Annotated in this window: 19 protein-coding genes; 5 read left to right on the forward strand and 14 right to left on the reverse strand. The window is 69.7% G+C overall.

From position 1 onward, the window contains the following. Positions 1-11: 11 nt before the first annotated feature. From ppsA to ACFWQC_RS08905, 3 genes are all read right to left on the reverse strand, one after another. Positions 12-2375: a phosphoenolpyruvate synthase gene (ppsA, locus tag ACFWQC_RS08895; protein WP_378676015.1), complete on the reverse strand. Its 2364-nt coding sequence runs from the start codon at positions 2373-2375 to the stop codon at positions 12-14. Then, entirely contained in the window at positions 2372-2959 is a 588-nt protein-coding gene (locus ACFWQC_RS08900; protein ID WP_378676018.1) for a hypothetical protein, read from the reverse strand. The genes ppsA and ACFWQC_RS08900 overlap by 4 nt, the downstream gene beginning before the upstream one ends. Before the next feature lie 142 nt (positions 2960-3101). Then, the gene (locus tag ACFWQC_RS08905; RefSeq protein WP_378676020.1) at positions 3102-4046 is read right to left on the reverse strand and encodes a universal stress protein; all 945 of its coding nucleotides are present in this window, start codon (positions 4044-4046) and stop codon (positions 3102-3104) included. Between the two features lie 216 nt (positions 4047-4262). On the opposite strand from ACFWQC_RS08905, the gene ACFWQC_RS08910 reads away from it, so the two are divergent. Further along, a complete protein-coding gene (locus ACFWQC_RS08910) occupies positions 4263-5840 on the forward strand; it encodes a GAF domain-containing protein (protein WP_378676023.1) in 1578 nt (525 codons plus the stop codon). Between the two features lie 67 nt (positions 5841-5907). Here the strand turns inward: ACFWQC_RS08910 and ACFWQC_RS08915 are convergent, their stop codons facing one another. The 3 genes from ACFWQC_RS08915 to ACFWQC_RS08925 all read right to left on the reverse strand — a co-directional run bounded on the left by ACFWQC_RS08915 (position 5908) and on the right by ACFWQC_RS08925 (position 8722). After that, the gene (locus ACFWQC_RS08915; RefSeq protein ID WP_378676026.1) at positions 5908-6849 is read right to left on the reverse strand and encodes a universal stress protein; all 942 of its coding nucleotides are present in this window, start codon (positions 6847-6849) and stop codon (positions 5908-5910) included. 121 nt (positions 6850-6970) lie between these two features. Further along, the gene (locus ACFWQC_RS08920) at positions 6971-7918 is read right to left on the reverse strand and encodes a universal stress protein (RefSeq protein ID WP_378676029.1); all 948 of its coding nucleotides are present in this window, start codon (positions 7916-7918) and stop codon (positions 6971-6973) included. A 123-nt stretch (positions 7919-8041) separates the two neighbouring features. Further along, entirely contained in the window at positions 8042-8722 is a 681-nt protein-coding gene (locus ACFWQC_RS08925; protein ID WP_378676031.1) for a hypothetical protein, read from the reverse strand. Between the two features lie 186 nt (positions 8723-8908). On the opposite strand from ACFWQC_RS08925, the gene ACFWQC_RS08930 reads away from it, so the two are divergent. From ACFWQC_RS08930 to ACFWQC_RS08945, 4 genes are all read left to right on the forward strand, one after another. Next, positions 8909-9172 (forward strand): SHOCT domain-containing protein, encoded by a 264-nt coding sequence (locus tag ACFWQC_RS08930; protein ID WP_378676034.1) that lies wholly within the window; start codon positions 8909-8911, stop codon positions 9170-9172. Between the two features lie 70 nt (positions 9173-9242). Beyond that, complete coding sequence (locus ACFWQC_RS08935) at positions 9243-10058, forward strand: SDR family NAD(P)-dependent oxidoreductase (RefSeq protein WP_378676037.1); 816 nt, start codon at positions 9243-9245, stop codon at positions 10056-10058. After that, positions 10058-10447 (forward strand): hypothetical protein, encoded by a 390-nt coding sequence (locus ACFWQC_RS08940; protein WP_378676040.1) that lies wholly within the window; start codon positions 10058-10060, stop codon positions 10445-10447. The genes ACFWQC_RS08935 and ACFWQC_RS08940 overlap by 1 nt, the downstream gene beginning before the upstream one ends. Then, a complete protein-coding gene (locus ACFWQC_RS08945; RefSeq protein ID WP_378676043.1) occupies positions 10444-11043 on the forward strand; it encodes a hypothetical protein in 600 nt (199 codons plus the stop codon). Before ACFWQC_RS08940 ends, ACFWQC_RS08945 begins: the two co-directional genes overlap by 4 nt. Here ACFWQC_RS08945 and ACFWQC_RS08950 read toward each other — a convergent pair. The 8 genes from ACFWQC_RS08950 to ACFWQC_RS08985 form a co-directional block, all read right to left on the reverse strand. Further along, positions 10984-11775 carry a hypothetical protein gene (locus tag ACFWQC_RS08950; protein ID WP_378676046.1) on the reverse strand — a complete coding sequence of 264 codons (792 nt, stop codon included), beginning with the start codon at positions 11773-11775 and terminating at the stop codon, positions 10984-10986. The two genes, ACFWQC_RS08945 and ACFWQC_RS08950, sit on opposite strands and share 60 nt — an antisense overlap. Before the next feature lies 1 nt (position 11776). Further along, positions 11777-12130, reverse strand: coding sequence for a hypothetical protein (locus tag ACFWQC_RS08955; RefSeq protein WP_378676048.1), 354 nt, complete (start codon positions 12128-12130; stop codon positions 11777-11779). Beyond that, a complete protein-coding gene (locus tag ACFWQC_RS08960) occupies positions 12115-12747 on the reverse strand; it encodes a hypothetical protein (RefSeq protein ID WP_378676051.1) in 633 nt (210 codons plus the stop codon). Before ACFWQC_RS08960 ends, ACFWQC_RS08955 begins: the two co-directional genes overlap by 16 nt. An 11-nt stretch (positions 12748-12758) precedes the next feature. Next, positions 12759-14240, reverse strand: coding sequence for a CHAD domain-containing protein (locus ACFWQC_RS08965; RefSeq protein WP_378676054.1), 1482 nt, complete (start codon positions 14238-14240; stop codon positions 12759-12761). A 37-nt stretch (positions 14241-14277) separates the two neighbouring features. Further along, on the reverse strand, positions 14278-15225 hold the full coding sequence (locus ACFWQC_RS08970; RefSeq protein WP_378676057.1) for a universal stress protein: 948 nt from the start codon (positions 15223-15225) through the stop codon (positions 14278-14280). A 111-nt stretch (positions 15226-15336) separates the two neighbouring features. Next, entirely contained in the window at positions 15337-16998 is a 1662-nt protein-coding gene (locus tag ACFWQC_RS08975; RefSeq protein WP_378676060.1) for a SulP family inorganic anion transporter, read from the reverse strand. Between the two features lie 56 nt (positions 16999-17054). Next, entirely contained in the window at positions 17055-18161 is a 1107-nt protein-coding gene (locus tag ACFWQC_RS08980) for an ATP-binding protein (RefSeq protein ID WP_378676063.1), read from the reverse strand. Next, the gene (locus ACFWQC_RS08985) at positions 18158-18895 is read right to left on the reverse strand and encodes a response regulator transcription factor (protein ID WP_378676066.1); all 738 of its coding nucleotides are present in this window, start codon (positions 18893-18895) and stop codon (positions 18158-18160) included. The genes ACFWQC_RS08980 and ACFWQC_RS08985 overlap by 4 nt, the downstream gene beginning before the upstream one ends. Between the last annotated feature and the right edge of the window lie 12 nt (positions 18896-18907).

Raw genomic sequence — 18907 nt, forward strand, 5'->3', positions numbered from 1 at the left:
TTGGTCGCCCATCACGACTCGCCCTCGGCTGCGAGCACGGTCTGCGTGACCGCGAGGACCGAGTCGGGCGTGACACTGATCGCGTCGATGCCGAGCCTGACGAGGGAACGTACGACCTCGGGGTGGTCCGAGGGCGCCTGGCCGCAGATACCGGAGTGCATTCCGTGACGCCGGCAGCCCTGGACGGCAAGGGCGATCATCCGCTCCACCGCAGGGTCACGCTCGTCGTAGTCGAAGGCGACCAGCTCGCTGTCGCGGTCGACACCGAGGGTGAGCTGGGTGAGGTCGTTGCTGCCGATCGAGAACCCGTCGAACCGCTTGGCGAACTCGTCGACGAGGATGACGTTCGATGGGATCTCGCACATCGCATAGACCTTCAGGCCGTGCTCGCCGCGGCGCAGCCCGAGCTCCGCCATCCGTGCCAGCACGCGGTCGGCCTCGTCGAGGCGGCGGACGAACGGCACCATGACGACGACGTTGTCCAGGCCCATCTCCTCACGAACCCGGCGAAGCGCGGCGCACTCGAGCGCGAAGCCCTCGGTGTAGGCCGGATGGGCATAGCGAGCGGCACCGCGGAAACCGAGCATCGGATTGGCCTCCGCCGGCTCGAAGGCCGCACCCCCGAGGAGTGCCGCGTACTCGTTGGTCTTGAAGTCGGAGAGGCGCACGACGACAGGCTTGGGGTGGAAGGCCGCGGCGATCGTGCCGATGCCTTCGGCCAGCCTCTCGATGACGTACGCCGCACCATCGTCGCCGACGAGGCGCTCGACCTCTGCGCGCTGGCCGGCGTCGGTGATGCGCTCGGGATGCAGCGCGGCGAGCGGGTGCACGCGCACGTGCTCGGCGAGGATGAACTCCATCCGCGCCAACCCGACCCCGTCGTTGGGCAGGAAGGACGACTCGAACGCGATCCCGGGGTTGCCGAGGTTGAGCATGACGTGTGTCCGCGGACGCGCGGTCAGCTCGGTGGCGACGTCGTTCGCGCGGAAGTCGGCCAGACCGCGATAGACGTGGCCGTTATCGCCCTCCGCGCAGGAGACGGTGACCTCCTCGCCATCGGTGATCGTGCCGGTCGCGTCACCGGTGCCGACCACAGCCGGGATGCCTAGCTCGCGGGCGACGATCGCTGCGTGACAGGTGCGCCCGCCGTGCTCGGTGACGACCGCGGAGGCGATCTTCATCAGCGGTTCCCAGTCGGGGCTGGTGCTGGTTGCGACCAGCACGTCACCGGGGGCGAAGCCCACGTCCTCCCCGATGCTGCGGACGATCCGGGCACGGCCGGCGCCGACCCTGGCACCGACCGCACGGCCGGTGGTGAGCAGGTCGCCGTGCGCCTCGACCACGAAACGGGTCATGACCGCCGGTCGCCTCCGCGCAGCCACCGTCTCGGGGCGGGCCTGGACGACGTACAACAGCCCGTCGGTGCCGTCCTTGGCCCATTCGATGTCCATCGGCGTGCCATAGTGGCGCTCGATGGTCATCGCGGCGCCGGCCAGCTCGAGCACCTCCTCGTCGGTGAGGCAGAAGCGACTGCGGTCGGCAGGCGGTGTGGGCTCGTTCCGCACCGGCTCGGTCTCCCCCAGCACCATGCGCACCGCCTTGCTCCCGAGACGGCGGCTCAGTACGGCGCGATGTCCGGCCGCGTACGTCGGCTTGTGCACGTAGAACTCATCGGGCTCGACCAGGCCCTGGACGACGTTCTCGCCGAGGCCGTAGGAGCCGGTCACGAAGACGACGTCCTTGAACCCAGATTCGGTGTCGAGGGTGAAGGTGACCCCTGAACAGGCGAGGTCGGAGCGCACCATCTTCATCACTCCGACCGAGAGCGCCACCGACAGCTGGTCGTAGCCGTGCCGGGCACGGTAGTCGACCGCCCGGTCGGTGAAGATCGAGGCGAAGCAACGGTGCACGGCGTCGAGCAGCGCCTCCTCGCCCTGGACGTGAAGGTAGGACTCGTGCTGGCCGGCGAAGCTCGCATCCGGCAGATCCTCGGCGGTGGCCGAGGATCTGACCGCGAGCGCGACGTCGCTGCCGTACTCCCGTCGTAGCTCCTGGTAGGCCGCGACAACCTCGTCGGCGAGGTCCTGGGGAAGCTCCGCGGCGAGCAGGAGGCTTCGAGCGCGGGCGGCGCGCTCGGCGAGGTTCTCGCGGTCGTCGACGTCGAGATCGCCGAAGACCGTCACCAGAGCCGAGTCGATGCCCGAGGCGTGCAGGAAGTGGCGGTAGCCGTCGGCCGTGACCGCGAAGCCGTTGGGCACACGGATGTCACGATCGTGGAGGCGGCGGTACATCTCCCCGAGGGAGGCGTTCTTGCCACCCACCAGGGGGACGTCGGCGATGCCGACCTCCCCGAACGTACGCGTGTAGCTCGTCATCGCAGCCACGGGTGGTGCATGACGAGCGGCATCCGTGCCCACTGCTTGCCGAAGCCCCAGGTGTCACCGGCGTACGTCAGCGCCAGGACGCCGACGGTCAGCGCGCCGAGCAGGTGCTCGTCGATGATCGGGTTGTTCTCGAGCGGGAAGCTGGCGAACCACATCAGCGCGTACATCGCCGCGCCGGCGATGGCCCCGATCCGCATCCCGATGCCGAACGTGAGCGTGAGGCCCACGCCGAGCAGCCCGATCATGAACAGCCAGTCGGCCCACGCCTGACCCGCCATGTCGTTCCACATGCCCTGCAACCAGTTGTTCTCGGGCACGTTGGACAGGTAACCCTCGGTGGGGCTGCCACCGTTGATCCAGGCGGCGTCCTTGGCGAAGAAGTCGATACCCGTGCGGGTACCCGCCTCGTTGGTGATCGCACCGGTGTGGAAGCCCAGCGCGAGCAGCTTGTCGAAGAAGGCCCACAAGAACGTGAGCCCGAAGGCGATCCGCAACGTCGCGAGCATCCGGGCGGCGGGTAGCGGGTAGTGCCCGGGCAGCGTTGTCGCGGAGCCGGGTGTCGAGATTGAGGTCATGATTCCTCCATCGGTCTCGCCGGCCCGTCTTGGCCGGACGCCTTCAGCCAACCGCCGCCGACGCTGTCTCGGCGAGGGAACGGGGTCCGCGCCACAGGGGCCCTTCGTCCCCAGCGCTTCAGGACGGTCGACCGTCCACGACTCATGAGGCGGCCACCTCGGCCGCCCTCGACCCGGTCGGCTCGCCGGCCTCGATGATCTCCAGAACGGGAGGCAGCACCTCGACCGGGCAGTGGCTCTCACGCAGCAGCGCTCGGCCGGTGCTCCCGAGGCGGCCCGCCGGGAAGGTGTGCCGACGACGCCCGATGACCAGCAGATCAGATCCGGACGACGCGGTGGCGATCACCCGGGCAGGCTGACCGCGAAGCACCTCGATCCGGGCCTCCACCAACGTCGGGGGCGCGGCCCGATGCCTTCTCGCGCGGTCGAGCGTACGCTCCAGCTCCTGCCGGAGTGTCGCATCCCACCTGTCCAACTCGCGCTGCGAGATGGACAGGCCGTCGTACGGCGTGGGCACCTCCCAGACGTGCAGGATGACCAGCTCTGCCCCGCGGACGGAGGCTTCGCTCATCGCCCGCGCGACCAGCCCGGCGGCGTCGTCACAGTCCTTGACCGCGACGACGACACGGTCGGCGCCTGGACCCGAAGGCCACTCGGTCGGCACGACGGTGACCGCCACCGGTGCGTGCCCGGCGACCCGGTTGACCACGGAGCCGGTGAAGATGCGCTCCACGCCCGAGCGGTGATGGCCGCCCAGCACGACGAGCCGTGCCGCGGCGGCCATCTGGACGAGACCGTCGGCGGCGTGACCCCGCACCAGCGTCGAGGTGACGCGATCGGCCGACGTCAGGGTGATCGCCTCCTTCGCCGCCCTCTCCAGCAGTCCCGCCCCGATCTCACGGTCATGGCCGGTAGCGGCATGTCCGGTGTAGGGGTCGATGACACCGGGGACGGGCGGCGGCGGCGCCAGATGAACCAGCCACAGCTCGTCCCCGCTGCGTTCGGCCTCGGCTGCGGCGTATCTGAGCGCGGCTCGGCCGCCTTCCCCACCGTCGATACCGACCAGGATCCGTTCTGACTCGGACATGTCCACCTCCTGCGGCACCGGACACCTCCGGCCCGGCCCGCTCCGACTCTCGCGGGACCCTCGGGCCGAGCACAGGGCCGTCGGGTGCCGACCTCCGGGACCTTGGTCCACATGGATCCGCGAAGTACCCGCTGATCAGGGCGGAAATCACCCGAGTTGGGGGCTCCCTACGCCTTTACCAAGACACCCCGGCGCTGCCGGATTACAGTGAGCGTCATGGCATCACCGGAGACGGGGCTGCCGGATGCTGCGCGAGCAGTGCTCGACGCCGTGAACGTCATGAACTCCGATCTGGACCTGCCTGGCGTCCTTGACCGGATCGTGCGCTCTGCCTGCACCATCACCGACGCCCGCTACGGAGCGCTCGGCGTCCTCGGTGAGGACCACACGCTCGTGGAGTTCGTCAACCACGGGGTCGACGAGCCCACCCGGGCGCGGATCGGACCGCTACCCCACGGGCGCGGCATCCTCGGTCTGCTGATCAACGACCCTCGCCCGATCCGCCTCGAACGGCTGCAGGATCATCCGGCCTCCTACGGCTTCCCGCCCCACCATCCGCCGATGAGGTCGTTCCTGGGCACCCCGGTCATGATTCGTGGCACCGTCTACGGCAATCTCTATCTCACCGAGAAGGCCCAGGGCAGGCCCTTCACCGACGAGGACGAAGTCCTGGTCGCCGCGCTCGCCACTGCAGCCGGCACAGTGATCGAGAACGCGCGCGTGTACGCCGCCTCCGAGCGCCAGCGCGCCTGGCTCACCGCGTCGTCGCGGATGTATGACGCACTTCAGGTGCCGACCACGATCGAGCGTGCGGTCGAGCTCGTCGCCACCTGCGTACGCCCGGCCTGCGGCGCCGAGGGCGCCGGTGTGGTTCGGCACGGAAGCGACGGGCCGGAGGTGCTCGCCGCCGACGGGCTCGCGGCCACGAAGATCCTCGCCGCCTGCGTCGAGGTCCGCGACGAGCTCGAGATCACCGCCAAAGGTGAGAGCGTGCCACCGGTGACGACGTCCGATGGATCCGCGGTCCTGCTGGCACCCCTCCGTGGCCAGCTGTACGGCCCGGCGACCCTCCTCGCGGTCGTCTCCGACATCCGCGCCGCCCGGGCCCAGCACGACCTTCTCGCAACGTTCGCCCACCAGGCGGCGGTGGCGCTGGACCGGGTCCACGCTGTCGCCGAACGCGAGGCGCGTGCTGTCGTCACCGACCGTGACCGGATCGCCCGCGACCTGCACGACCTGGTGATCCAGCGCCTCTTCTCGACCGGCCTGCTCCTTCAGGGCACCCGGGCGAAGGCGACCGGGCCCGGGGTGCAGCACCGCATCGACCAGGCGATCGCCGACCTCGACAGCACGATCCGCGACATCCGCGCCACCGTCTTCCAGCTCCGGCCCAGCGCGTCCGAAGGGATTCGCGAGTCGTTGCACGCACTGGTTACCGAATACGTCGACGTCCTCGATTTCACTCCAGCCCTGCGTTTCTCCGGGCCGTTGGACACGACCGTGTCGAGGACGACCAAGGACGAGCTGCTCGCCGTGGTCCGCCAGGTCCTCTCCAGCATCTCCCGGCAGCAGAGGGCCACCCGAGCCTCCGTCGAGGTGCGCGTCGAGACCGACGCGAACGGCCGGCAGTGGCTGAGGATCCACGTCACCGAGGACGGTGGCGGCCTCAGCGAGGCGGGGAGCTGGCTGCGCAACCTGCGGGCACGCGCGGTCGAGCTCGGCGGATCGGTCGAGATCGGCGACTGCGAACCCGGCGGCACCCAGCTGGACTGGCGTGCGCCGCTCGAAGGGTGAACCGCCCGGCGAGGACTGATGCGTGATCCGCCCTCGCCGGGCGTCTTCCCCGGTCCGGCCCATCCCCCTACGAGGCCGGCTCCCGGAGGCTCTTGGTTCCCCCTGGGGTCGCATCCGACATCGGTGCCGCACGGTCCTGGTCTCTGGACCGGACCACGGGTACCACCAGCACCGGCACATCTGCGATGTTGAGCACCTCGCGCGCCACTGCACCCAACCCGATGGAATAGCCGTTGTGGTGATCTCGGCCCAGGACGATCATCTGGGGGTTTCCGAGGTGGTCGGTCAGTACGTCGGCCGCGTGGCCGTGGTCGCGCACCACGGTGACCTCGACGCCGGGGAACTCGCGGCGGAGCGGGCCGACCAGCTCTTCCAACGATGCCGCACTGCGCTGCTCCCACTGCCGGTAGAGGGGCGCTCCGAGGACTTTGTCCCAGACGAGCATCGGTCTCAGATCCACAGCGGACACCACACGCAACGGGGCCCCCGCCCGCTTCGCCTCCGAGAAGGCCAGCCGGAGCGACCTCTCCTCGTCGGCCGCAGGATCGACACCGACGACGATCGCTCCCGAGTGATGGAGAGGCGCGCGCCACCCCGGGGGCACCACCGCCAGCGGCGAGGACGCACGAGCGGCGAGGCGGAGTGCGGTGGTCCCGATACGCATGCTGCGCGAAGGGCCCATGCCGCGCTTCCCGACAACGAGCAGATCGGGCTCGCCGACGGTCGCCAGCAAGGCCGAGACCGGGTGGCCGAACCGGACGAGCGTACGCACGCTCAGCCGCGGATACTCAGCGACCACGCGGTCGCGGATGTCCTCCAGGAGCACCCACTCGTGACCCGGGCCTCCAGGGGCGTCCCGGTCCGGGGCGCCGATGTCGACCACCCCGACCAGCATCAGCGGCCGGTCCGTCGCCAGCGCCGAGGTGGCGCCGTAGTCGATCGCGGCCGCGTTGCGCTCCGAGCCGTCGACACCGACCACGACCTTGGACTGGTCTCCTTCGTATCTCATCGCAGCACACAGCTCCTCGGTTTCGCTCTCACAGACGTCCCCAGCAAACCCTTCGCCGCTGCGCCTCGCGGAGAGGCCATGGTCCGAACAGGTCGGGATCAAGGTCCATGACCGCGCACACTCAACGATCGCGGTCATCCGGCTCGGCGTGGCAGGGCACTACTGCCACCGGAACCTCTGCATGGTGGATCACCTCGCGTACGACCGTTCCGAGACCCCAGGTGCCGCGCCCGTCGTGGCGCCGGCCGAGCACGATCAGCTGAGCGCCGAGCGACCTGGCCAAGATGACGTCGGCGGCACGCCCATGGTCCCGCTCGATCGTGACCCGGACCTGCGGGTACTCCTCGCGCAACGGTTCGATCGCCGCTTCCAGGTCCTCGTCGCTGCGTCCCTGGCTGTCGCGTACGAGCGGTGCGTTGAGGGTCGGGTCCCAGATGAGTACAGGGCGCAGGTTGACGGCGTACAGCACCACCAGCTCGACCCGCTCACGCAGAGCTCGCTCGAAGGCGGCGCGCAGCGCCGGCCCGTCGGGATTGTCCGGGTCCACCCCGACAATGACCGGTTCCCCCAGATGGTCCGCGGGGTTCCACCCCGGCGGGACGACCACCACCGTCCCGAGAGAACGTCCGGCGACCCTCATCGCCGTCGACCCGACCAGGAACCGGCGAGAGCCCCCGAGGCCGCGTTTGCCCACGACCAGCAGATCCTCCACGTCTGCGTACCCGAGCAGGGCCGGCACCGGGTGGTCGAACTCGATCAACGACACCGTCCGGACGTCGGCATGTGCGGCTTCGACCTGACGCTCGATCTCCCCCAGTACGGGCCACCGGCGCCCGTCGACGGCGCCATCCTGTTGTCGCACAGGGTGCCGAACGGCGCCGATCGGTACGAGCGGCCGGCCAGAGGCAGCCGCTTCCGCGATCGCATAGGCGACCGCGGCTCGGTTGGGCTCGGAGCCGTCCACGCCGACCACGACCCTCGGTTCGAGCGGGGGCAGCGGGCGGGTCGGCGGACCCAAGGGCCCTTCACCCACCGAGCCCAGCCGGCCACGGCTCGAGATCGCGGTCATAGGTCCCTCCATCACGAGATCGGGTGATCGCTCCAGTGCTCTCCAGCGAATCCCGTCGGTGCGCACCGTGCCAGGGGACATAGGTCGTGCACGTCGGGCCCAAGGTCCTCAGGCGCCCGAGGCTCAGCACGCGCCTCGCCACTGCCGAGGCGTCGCGCCCCGGAGATAGCGGTCCGGCCCACCTGCCGCCCGAGCACCGGAGCGGAACCACGCCTCCAGTCCCGGTGCGTCGCGTCGCTCGATCTCGTCGAGAAGCACCTCGCGGATCTCGACCGCCCTCAGCTTCGCGCCCGGATCCATGGCCCGGTCGAGGGCCACATAGCTGGATCGCCAGGCCATGCACAGGTCCGATTCGGTCAGCCCGTCAGTGACCGCCAAGACAGCATCGGCCGGATCGATCACGTGCGGTCTGATCGCCACTACTGCTACTGCCGCTGACTCTGCCGCTATCTCTGCGCGCGAGCGCCGCCTGCCCACCCGGTGACGACGCTTCGCCGGTCGCACGGTGCGCGGTGGCCAGCCGAGCCATCCCACCTCCCATGCGGCGGCGAGTCCCGCGGCGGTCACCAGCAGACCATTCGTCCAACCGAGCGTGAGGATGAGCCCTGCGGGAGCCAGCATTGCGGTCGGCCACAGCAGACTCCTGCTGAGCACGGCACGCCACCGGATCGGACCGTTGTCGGGCGCCAGGCAGACCAGCAAGGAGACCGTGATGAAGCTGGCGCCTGCCCACCATCCGACCGTCATGGGCAGCGACCACGCCATGAGCGCGACGATGCCACAACCCACCACCATGCCGGCCACAGCGGACCACACCCAACGTCTCATGAGGCCACTTTCCCGGCCCGCCGGGGCCGAGCGGAGGGGCCACGATTCCTCCCGGTCAGGGACTAAGGCCCCGACGCCGGTAGCCGTTGGCCACTCGCTGAGTCCAATCCGCCAGGCGCACTGTCAGGGCATGCAGTTCAGCGACCGATGAAGGAGCTCGCGATGATGTACTGGTACGGCTCGGGAATGAGCGGTTGGGGCTACGCCCTGATGACCATCAGCATGGCCCTGTTCTGGGGGCTGATCATCGCCTCGGCCATCGTGGTCGGTCGCCGGCTCCTCCGCGAGGAGCGGATGCCGGGTACAGCACCCAGCACGCCCGAGGACGTGCTCGCGATGCGCCTGGCGCGCGGTGAGATCGACGAGGACGAGTACGAGCGCCGGACGGCGGTGCTACGGGCAAGGGAGATCGCCGGACCTCGCTGACCGATCGCCCGACCCCGCTGACCACGAGACCCGGCGACAGCCGGGCGCCATTTCATAGAGGAAGTGCGAGATGAAGGAAGATCTGCGACCGATCGAGGATCTGATCACGTTGACGGGCAAGACCGCCATCGTCACCGGCGGTGCGATGGGGATAGGCCTCGGCATCGCCTACAGGCTCGCCGAGGCGGGCGCGCGGGTGGCTGTGGCCGACATCGACCAGGAAGCCGCCGAGTCCGCTGCGAAGCAGCTGGTGGCCGACGGCTTCGAGGCTACGCCCGTCACGGTCGACGTGTCCGACGAGACCAGCGTGCGGCGAATGGTCGAGACGGTGGCCGATGCGTACGACGCGATCGACATTCTCGTCAACAACGCCGGTATCTTTCCCAACGTCCTGGTCATGAACATGACGGCCGACGACTTCCGGCGGGTGATCGACATCAACCTGCACGGCGTCTTCCTGTGCACCAAGCTGGTGGCCGAGCGGATGATCGAACGTGGGCAGGGCGGCCGGATCATCAACGTCACGTCCATCGACGCCCTGCACCCCTCCTCCGCCGGGCTCGCCCACTACGACGCCTCGAAGCACGGCGTATGGGGTTTCACCAAGAACGTCGCACTGGAGCTCGCGCCACACCAGATCTGGGCGAACGCGATCGCTCCGGGCGGCATCATGACGCCCGGCGTGCGGAGCGCACAGGCCGGTGCTCAGGTGCCCAAGGGCGTCGACATGGCCGAGATGATCGAGCGGTTCACGGCTCGGATCCCGATGGGCCGGTTCGGGGAGCCGGACGATATCGGGCGCGCTGCGTTGTTCCTGGCCTCGGACCTGGCCTCCTACATGACGGGCAGCCAGATCGTGGTGGACGGCGGCGTACTCCTGTCGTGATGAGCCGCAAGAGCAAGGTCCTGCTCGGGTTGTTGCTGTTCAACGGCTTGAGCGCCACGGCCGGGGGTCTCGCGCTGATGACCGACTGGATTCCCGAGCAGGCATCCTGGGTCCGGCACACCGACTTCCCCAGCAACTACGTCCCGGGCGTGATCCTGATGGCCGTCGTAGGCGGCAGCTCCCTGATCGCCGCCGCCGCCCTTGCCAAACGCAGCCCCGGCTGGCAGCTCGCCAGCATCATCGCGGGAACGATCATGGTGTTCTGGATCATCGGAGAGATCGCGTCGATCCGTGCATTCCATTTCCTGCAGGTGATCTACCTCGTGACCGGTGCGCTCGTGGTGGCGTGGACACCAGCGCGGCAGACAGAAGAGTCCGGTTCGACGTGATCAGTCGGCGGACCCGGGGCCTCTGTGCCGCCGTTGCCGCGCTGGTGGTGCTCGCGGTTGGGCTGGTCACGTCGACCCGAGGCTCGGTCCGGGGGCGGGCTGCCCTGATCGGTGCGCTCGGCTACCTCACCTACAACGCCACCCTGCTGGTGTACGCCACCGCGTTCAACGAGCTGTTCCTGGCCTACGTCGCGCTGCTCGGGCTCTCGCTGTGGTCCCTCGTCAGCGCGCTGCTCGACCCCCAGCCGCTCCTGGCGCCGGGCAGCATGCTGCCGGCGCGCGGCATCGCCGCGTTCATCCTGACCGTGGTCGCACTCAACGCACTGGCCTGGCTACGGTTCGTGGTGCGGGATCTGGGAGAGGACCCGCCCGGCTTCCTGGACGGGACCGGCCTGACCACCAACCCGATCTACGTCCAAGACCTCGCGGTCTGGCTGCCCGCGCTGGCGATCGTGGCCGTGCTGCTCTGGCAGCGACGACCCGCCGGCGTATTCCTCGCCGGAGCCGGACCGTTCGCCGTACTCGCCGCAGCGACCCTAGTCCCTCTGGTCCTCTGGTTGCGCGCGGTCCCGCCGCGGGTAGGACGGCACCTGTGAACCCGACGCGCTGATTGCCTCCGCTGCCAGTCTCCACAGCGCGAAGCCTGTCCAGATCAGCCATACGAAAAGCAGGACGCCATAGAACGCGTAGGCCCAGCCGAGGACAGGTCGCAGGGCCTCCGAGACGAACCCGACGCCGCCGGTCACCACACCGAACCAGGCAAGCCCTCTCCAGGAGACGCCCTTCAGCATCAGCAGTGAGATCAGCACGATGCCGAGGGTCTGCAGCGCCCCGATCACGGCCGGAACATCGTTGAGCGCGATCAGGACTTCAGCCCCAGCCACGTAGGCGGCCTGGTCGGCCGCCGTCGTGGCGGCCGCGTACTTGTCGCTCAGCACGACCATGGCCAGCGAACCGTCACCGGTGGTCGGCCAGGCGAACGACACCGCCCACGACGCCACCGAGACCACGCCTGCGATCACCGCGAAGCTCTTGTCCAGATGGCTCAGCGCTATGGCGAGAGCGAGGAAGACCATCATCAGGAGAAGGCTCGGGATCAGCCACATCAGCTGCCGCGTGATGTAGATCGCCCGATGAGCATCGACGTACTCGAGCATCTCCTCCCCGCCAGAGACCGGAGGGACCGCTGCAACGGCGAAGACCACCAGGGCCGCGACGTACAGCGCCACCGCCAGGCCGGCCGAGACCGCCCCCGCTCGGTAGAGCCGGTGCCACGACAGGTCGGCACCCGGCAGCCGATCCGCTCTTCTGAAGCCGACGAGTCTCACTTCAGTCCCCTCTCACCGATTGCCAGGCGGCGTACAGCGTGATGGCGTTGATGACGATGGCGAGACCCCACCAAGGTGTGAACGTCGCGACGATGAGCGCCGTCGAGGCGACCACGGCGACGATGGCGGGAACGGCCCACAGATCCAGATGCATCCCGTACGCCACGCCTGCAAGCACGAAGCCGATGCCGGCGGTCATGACCAGGGCCACGACCACGGCACGCACCTCCGCGAACAGCCAAGACACCTGCGGGCCAAAGCCCGGAAACTCGTTGCTCTGCTGACGCGGGAGCCAGACGACCGCGTGGAGGATCCCGTGCAGGATCAGGAGACCGGCAATCACCAGACGCCACATGGCAATGCCCCCCGCTCCCGGACCCGAGGCAGCAGCCGAAGCAACCACCATCCGGTCACTGCCGCCTGGACGAACGCCATCACAGCGCCGGCGCCCACTCCGATCAGGACGGTGACCCAGGCCCGCTGCCCCTCGTGCCACAGCGGAGTGACGATGATGAGGAACACGCCCAGAGCGAGGAGCCATGCGGCGGCGGTGGCCGGGATCCAGCTGGTCGCGCGCGCCACGTGGTGACGCAGCTCGAGCCACTGCGCGCCACCGATCGATGACAGGAGAAGGGCGCCACACAGCGCCGGAACGACGACGCGCGCCCACCCCGACTCCGTCGCGGCCAGCGCGACCGCCGTCCCGAGCACGTACGCAGCCACCGCGGCACCCGCGGTGAGCATCACCCAGCGGCGGACGCGTAGGCCAGGCAGCGCATCGCGAAGCGCGATTGCCTGCGCCAGGCCGAGGATGGCGCCCTCGACCGCTCCTGCCGCGAGCAGCGCCGGAAGGCCGGCGTACCACGGCAGGTCAGTGGTGATGGTGCCGACGAAGGCGGGAGCGATGAAGCCTACGGTCTCCGCCACAGCGACGGTCACGGTCCACCGGATGAACCAGGATCGGTCTGCCAACAGGTGGCGCCTCATCGCAGCCAACGTCGCGACTTCGGCCTGAACAGCCGGGACACGGTGCGTTCGTAGGCGTGCTCATCGGCAGCGGTCGCGGCGTCGAGATCGGGCAGCACGGCTGAGAGCGCGAGATCCGGATACTGTTCGGCGAGTCGGAGGAGCTCCAGTCTGGCCACGGCGGTGTCGTGATGTCCGCCCAGTACGTCCTGAAGCTCTGCCAGCGTCCCGGCCAGACGCCTTGCGTCCGCGCCGAACACCGGCACCACCGCCTCGGCCGAGTACCGGATCCGCTTGGCAGCCTTCCGGACGTCGTGCAGACGCGACGCCCGTTCGTGGACGTCGGTTCCTCGACGAGCCTTTTCCGTTGCTCGCTCGAGGCGCCGGAAGTCCTCGAGGAGGGCCGTGCGGAGCTGCTTGCGAGCGGGCCTTCCTGCACGCGCTGACCATGGCGGCTCCTCGGCGAGGGCTCGCAGCGAGTCGACGAGAGCGAAGTAGCGGGGCGACATCATCGCCTCGACCGCGGCCCGATGCGCTACCCGGTGCTCGGCCTCGATCACGGACCCGACGCTCAAGGCGTTGCCGGCGAGCAGGACCTCCAGACGATCGCGCAGTACCTCCAGGTCGCGCGGCCGACCGAGCTCATCGACCAGCCACTTGACCTCGACCCTCAGGGGGCCGGTCCGCTTGCGGTCGAACACGTCGCGGTAGGTCCCCAGAACCGCGCGGACCCGCCTGCCGGCCACGCGCATGCTGTGCACCGCATCTGGTACGTCGGCGCGCACCAGAGGATCGAGCCGGGTCATCTCGGCCACCTGCCTTGCGAGATACGGCGCCAACACCTCCGTCACGGTCGCCTTCTTCGCCTTGGCCGCGGTGGCACCGATGGCGGCCGGCGCGGTCACGGGAAGGATCCGGGCCAGCTTGGCCCGACGTGCCGAGGGCCGCGCGCCGGCGGCCAGAAGGCGGCGCTCCAGCTCGTCGACCATTCGGTCGGGCTCCCCGTTGAACTCGACCTCCCACTCCCGCCAGGTCTCGGCTTCGCTCGACCCTGAGGCGATTCGGCGCGCTGTCACCCGGTCGTCGCACACCTCCGCGAGCAGCCGTCCGTCCACGGCCCGGAGCAGGGTGGACACACGGCTGGTGTCGACAGCCCCCACCCGGACCAGCGGCCGCTCGCGCACCACTCCGCGGACAATCGCGGTCAGCTCCAGCGGCGGCTCCACCGCCGGACCTTCCAGCGGCACCTGCAGCTCGTGCCGGTCCGTGCCGACGGGAAGCTTGAGGTGCCAGCCCGCGTCGTCGCCACCGGTGCGGCGACGAAGCGTGATCCCGGCGCGGATCAGGTCGAGCTCCGCGGTGTCGTAATAGGTCGCCGAGAGCGCGAGCGTTCCCTGTGGATCGACCTGGACCCCATCCGGCAGTCCTACCAGGTCAGGAAGGAGGGCGTCCTCGTCCACGTCGTACTTCCACTCGATCTCGATCACCGTGGTCGTCATCGCTCGCCCTGCCCTCTCGTCGGCCGGCCTGAGCAGCTCAGACGACGGGTGCCGGGTCGGCGCCGGCCTTCTCGAACCGGCCGTCGTGCTCGAGCACGAGGTCGGCGGCGGTGAGGACATCGGGGATCGGGGGTTGGATCTCGACCGGGCAACGGCTCTCGCGGATGACCGCACGGCCGGTGTTGCCCAGGCGACCCAGGGGGAATGAGTGCCGGCGGCGGCCGATGACCAGGAGATCGGCGTTCTTGGTCTCCTCGGTGATCTCCCTGGCCGGCTGGCCGTGGCGAACCTCGATCCGGACATCCACGTCCGCGGCGTGCGGAACTCGGCGACGGGCGCGGTCCAGCGCGTTCTCCAAGGCGCGGCGGGCGTTGTCCTCCCAGTCGCTCATGTCCAGGTGAGCCACGGTCATGTCGTCGTAGACCGTGTCCAGCTGCCAGGCATGGAGCACGAGCAGCTCTGCGCTCCGGTCAGCCGCGTGCTTGAGAGCCTGGGCGAGCAGTCCCGCCGAACTCACGCAGTCCTTGACCGCCACGACGACCCGGCGAGTCGGGTTCTCGGGCGACCAGCCGCTCGGCACCATGACGACCGGGACCGGCGCATGGCCCGCGACCCGGTTCGTGACCGACCCGGTCATGATGCGCTCCAGGCCCTGCCTGCGGTCGTCACCGAGCACGACCAGTCGGGCGGTGGCGGCGGAATGAACCAGGCCGGAGACCACGGAGCTCTGCAGGAGGGTCGCCTTGACGCGCTCGGGTCCGACATAGGCGACGGCTTCCTCGGTGGCCTTCTTCAGCACCTTGTGCCCGGCCCGGCGAACCTCGTCCCCGAACAATGAGTACGGATAGGACGGCTCGGACAGGGTCACGTGCACGAGCCAGAGCTCGGCGTCATCCAAGCCGGCCTCGGCTGCCGCGTACGCGATCGCGGCCCGTCCGCCCGCTCCCCCGTCGATGCCCACCAGGATCCGGTTGTTCTCGTTCATGTCGTCTCCTCACGGGCACGGCACACCCGGCCGCCCCCAGCCCACTCTCATCTGTCCAGGCGGCTGGGAGCAGGGACGTCGGAGGTCGATCCTGAGGACCTTGGTCCGCACTCAGCGCTCGCGCTGCCGGTAGGCCTCGACGGCGGTGGGCAGGGTCGGGAAGAGGCGTTCCTCACCGATCCTGTCCAGGATGCCCGAGGGGGCCAGCGAGTCACGCAGGTCCTGCTTGATCCGGGCGATCGCAAGGACGATGCCTCGCTCGCTCAGCGCGGCCCGCAGCGCCTCCAACGCGTCCACCGCGGTGACGTCGACCTCGGTGTTCGCCTCGGCGTTGAGGAGGAACCACTCCACCGGCGACTCGGCAGCATCGACCGCCGCGAGCGCGCGAGTGCGGAAGTCCTCGGCGTTGGCGAAGAAGAGCGGCGAGTCGTAGCGGTAGACGAGCAGGCCAGGCACCTCCTCGGCGTCGGGGTAGTCGTCCACGTCGTGCATCCCCGCCAGCCCTGGTACACGGCCCAGGACCGCATCGTGCGGATGCGCGACCCGGCGCAGCAGGTCGAGCACGGAGAGGCCGACCGCGATCAGTACGCCCCACATCACGCCCACGGCGAGCACTGCCACCGTCGTGACCAGGGCGAGGACGAGCTCGCTGCGCCGGAAGTGGGCGAAGCGGCGCAGCTCGCCCACCTCGACCAGCTTGGTGGCGGCATAGACCACCACAGCGCCGAGCGCGGCCTCGGGGAACGCCTCCAGGATCGGCGCCAAGAGCAGCACCGCGGCGACGGTGGTGGCGGCCGTGACATACGAGGTCAGCTGCGTACGCCCGCCCACGGCGTGACCGATGGCGGTCCTGCTGCCGCTGCTGCTGACCGGGAACCCGTGCAGGATCGCCGAGCCGAGGTTGGCGCCACCCAGGGCGAGCAGCTCCCGCCTCGCGTCGACATGTTCGTCGCGGCGGGCGAAGGCGCGGCCGGTGAGGATGTTGTCGGTGTAGCCCACGAAGGCGACGCCGAGCGCCGGGCCGAGCATCGCGACGATGGCGCCCAACTCCAGGATCGGTAGGCCCGGGGCCGGAGGCTGGCTCGGGATCTCGCCGACCAGCCGCAGCCCGGAATCCTCCCCGAGCAGCGCCACCAGCGCGGTGGCGGCGAGCATGCCGATCAGCGCGACCGGGGCACGCGGGGCGAGTCGGGAGCCGACGATCATCGCGGTGGCCGCGCCGCCACCGAGCAGCAGCGTGGGGACATGGACCTGGTCGAGGTTGCCGATGAAGCTGCTCAGCTCGGCCAGCACCCCGTTGCCGGTGATCGTGACGCCGGTGAGGTTGTCGAGCTGGGAGACGACCATGAGGACCGCGATCCCCGTCATGTAGCCGACCAGCACCGGTCGCGAGAAGAGCTCGGCGAGCACCGATACCCGCACTAACCAGCCCACCACGCAGATCGCGGCGACCACGAGCGCGAGCGTCGCCGCGAACGAGGCAGGGTCCTCAGCCGCGGCCGGAGTGGCGCCGATCGCGGCCGCCGTCATCAGCGCGGTGGTCGACTCCGGGCCGACCGAGAGCAGCCGGGAGGTCCCCAGCAGTCCGTAGACCACCATCGCACCGACGCACGCCCACAGCCCGGTCTCGGGTGGGAGACCGGCCAGCTCGGCGTACGCCATCACCTGGGGCACCAGGTAGGCGGTGATCGTCACCCCGGCGAGCAGATCGAGCCGCAGCCAGCGCCGCTGGTAGTCGCGGGCCCACGGCGGCATCACGCGGCGTACGTCCATGGCAGCACTGTCCCACGAGTCGCCGTCCGCCCGCCGCGGTCAGGACGAAGGACCTGTCACAGGGTCCGCGACGCGGGGATGGACAGGATCAGCGACGACCCGGCACCGGCTCCACCACTGGTCGCGTCCAAGGTTCCGCCGTGGGCTGTCGCGATGGCCCTGCTGATCGTGAGGCCGATCCCCGATCCCTGGTGCTCACGATCGCGGGCGGTGTCGCCGCGATAGAAGCGTTCGAAGATGTGGGGCAGCTGGGCGGCGGGGATGCCGTCGCCGGTGTCGGTGACGCGAATCGTGACGTGGTGGTCCGTGTGGTCCCAGTCGATGCTGACGCTGCCGTGCTCTGGAGTGTGCCGGCGGGCGTTGTCGAGCAGGTTGGTCAGGACCTGAAGCAGTCGGGACTCGTCGGCGTCGATCGTGACGGGAGGTCCGCCGTCGATGCTGAGGGCGACGCCCTCCGCGGCGTACGACGCCTGTTGTGCTCGAACGGCGGTGTCCACGAGATCCGCGACCGCCACGGGCGCCAGCTGGAGGCTCAGGCGGCCCTCCTCCGCACGAGACACCGCATCGATGTCGCCCGCCAGCCGGCCGAGGCGGTGCACCTGGTCGGCCAGCAGCGTACGGGTGTCGTCGTTCCACGGGGTGACGCCGTCCTCGAGCCCTTCGAGGTAGGCGGCGAGCGTCGCCACGGGAGTACGCAGCTCGTGGGCCAGGTCCGAGAGCAACCGGCGCCGGGTGTCCTCGGTCCGGGCGAGCTCGCCGGCCATCGAGTTGAACGCGGTGGCCAAGGAGTCCATCTCGGGGCCGGCGTCACCGACCGGGACTCGGGCGTCGTACCTACCGCCTGCCATCGCGGTCGCGGCGCGGGTCATATCCGTGAGCGGTGTCTGGAACCGACGCGTGAGATACCAGGTCACGAGCAGGGCGATGAGGAGAGCAGTGGCGACCGCGAGGCCGAGAGAGATCGCGCTGGCGGTGCGATAGGCCTCCTCGACATGCATCCGCTCGGACGGGTCGGGGGCGCGGTCGGCCCGGACCATGTGCGCATGGAAGATCGACGGCCCGACGACGGCGGCGATCACTGCCGCGGTAAGGATCGCGGCGACGAGGACGAGTGCCTGCGCCAGGAGCAGGCGCGTGCCGATCCGCCAGGTGGGTTGCTTCATTCGGCAGCCTCTCTCGAGGGCTCGGCGATGAACCGGTAGCCGACGCCGCGCACGGTGTCGACGTAGCGCGGCGTGGCCGGATCGTCGTCGATCTTCCTGCGCAGGTGGGCGACATGGACATCGACGATGTGCGGGTCGCCGCCCCACCCTTCGCCCCAGACCATGTCGACGATCTGCTGTCGGCTGAAGGCGCGACGGGGATGCTCGGCGAGGGAGGCGAGGATGTCGAACTCGGTGCGAGTCAGTGCGACAGGTGCGCCGGCCCGGGTCACCTCACGGGTCGCGGTGTCGACCGTCAGCCCTGCGAAGGTCCAGGCGTGATCGGCGTCGGGCGCGGCCGCGAGCCTGCTGGTGCGCGGTCGTCGGAGGGCGGCCTGGACGCGTGCGACCAGCTCGCGCAGGGAGAAGGGTTTGGTGAGGTAGTCGTCGGCGCCGACGCCGAGACCGATCAGCTTGTCGATCTCGTCGTCGCGGGCGGTGACCATGATGATGTAGCAGTCGGAGAAGGTGCGGATCTCGCGGCAGACCTCGACGCCGTCCAGTCCCGGCAGGCCCAGGTCGAGCACGACGAGGTCCGGATCGAGCTCGCGGGCGGCGCTGACGCCGTCGGGCCCGGTGTGGACCTGGATCGCGTCGTACCCGGCCTTGGCGAGGTAGTCCGCGACGATCTGTGCGAGCGGCCGTTCGTCCTCGACGACGAGCACCGGGCCGCTCGACGAGGTGTGAGTGTGCATGGGTCCAGTGTG

The organism is Nocardioides sp. NPDC058538, assembly GCF_042719275.1.
GTDB lineage: Bacteria > Actinomycetota > Actinomycetes > Propionibacteriales > Nocardioidaceae > Nocardioides.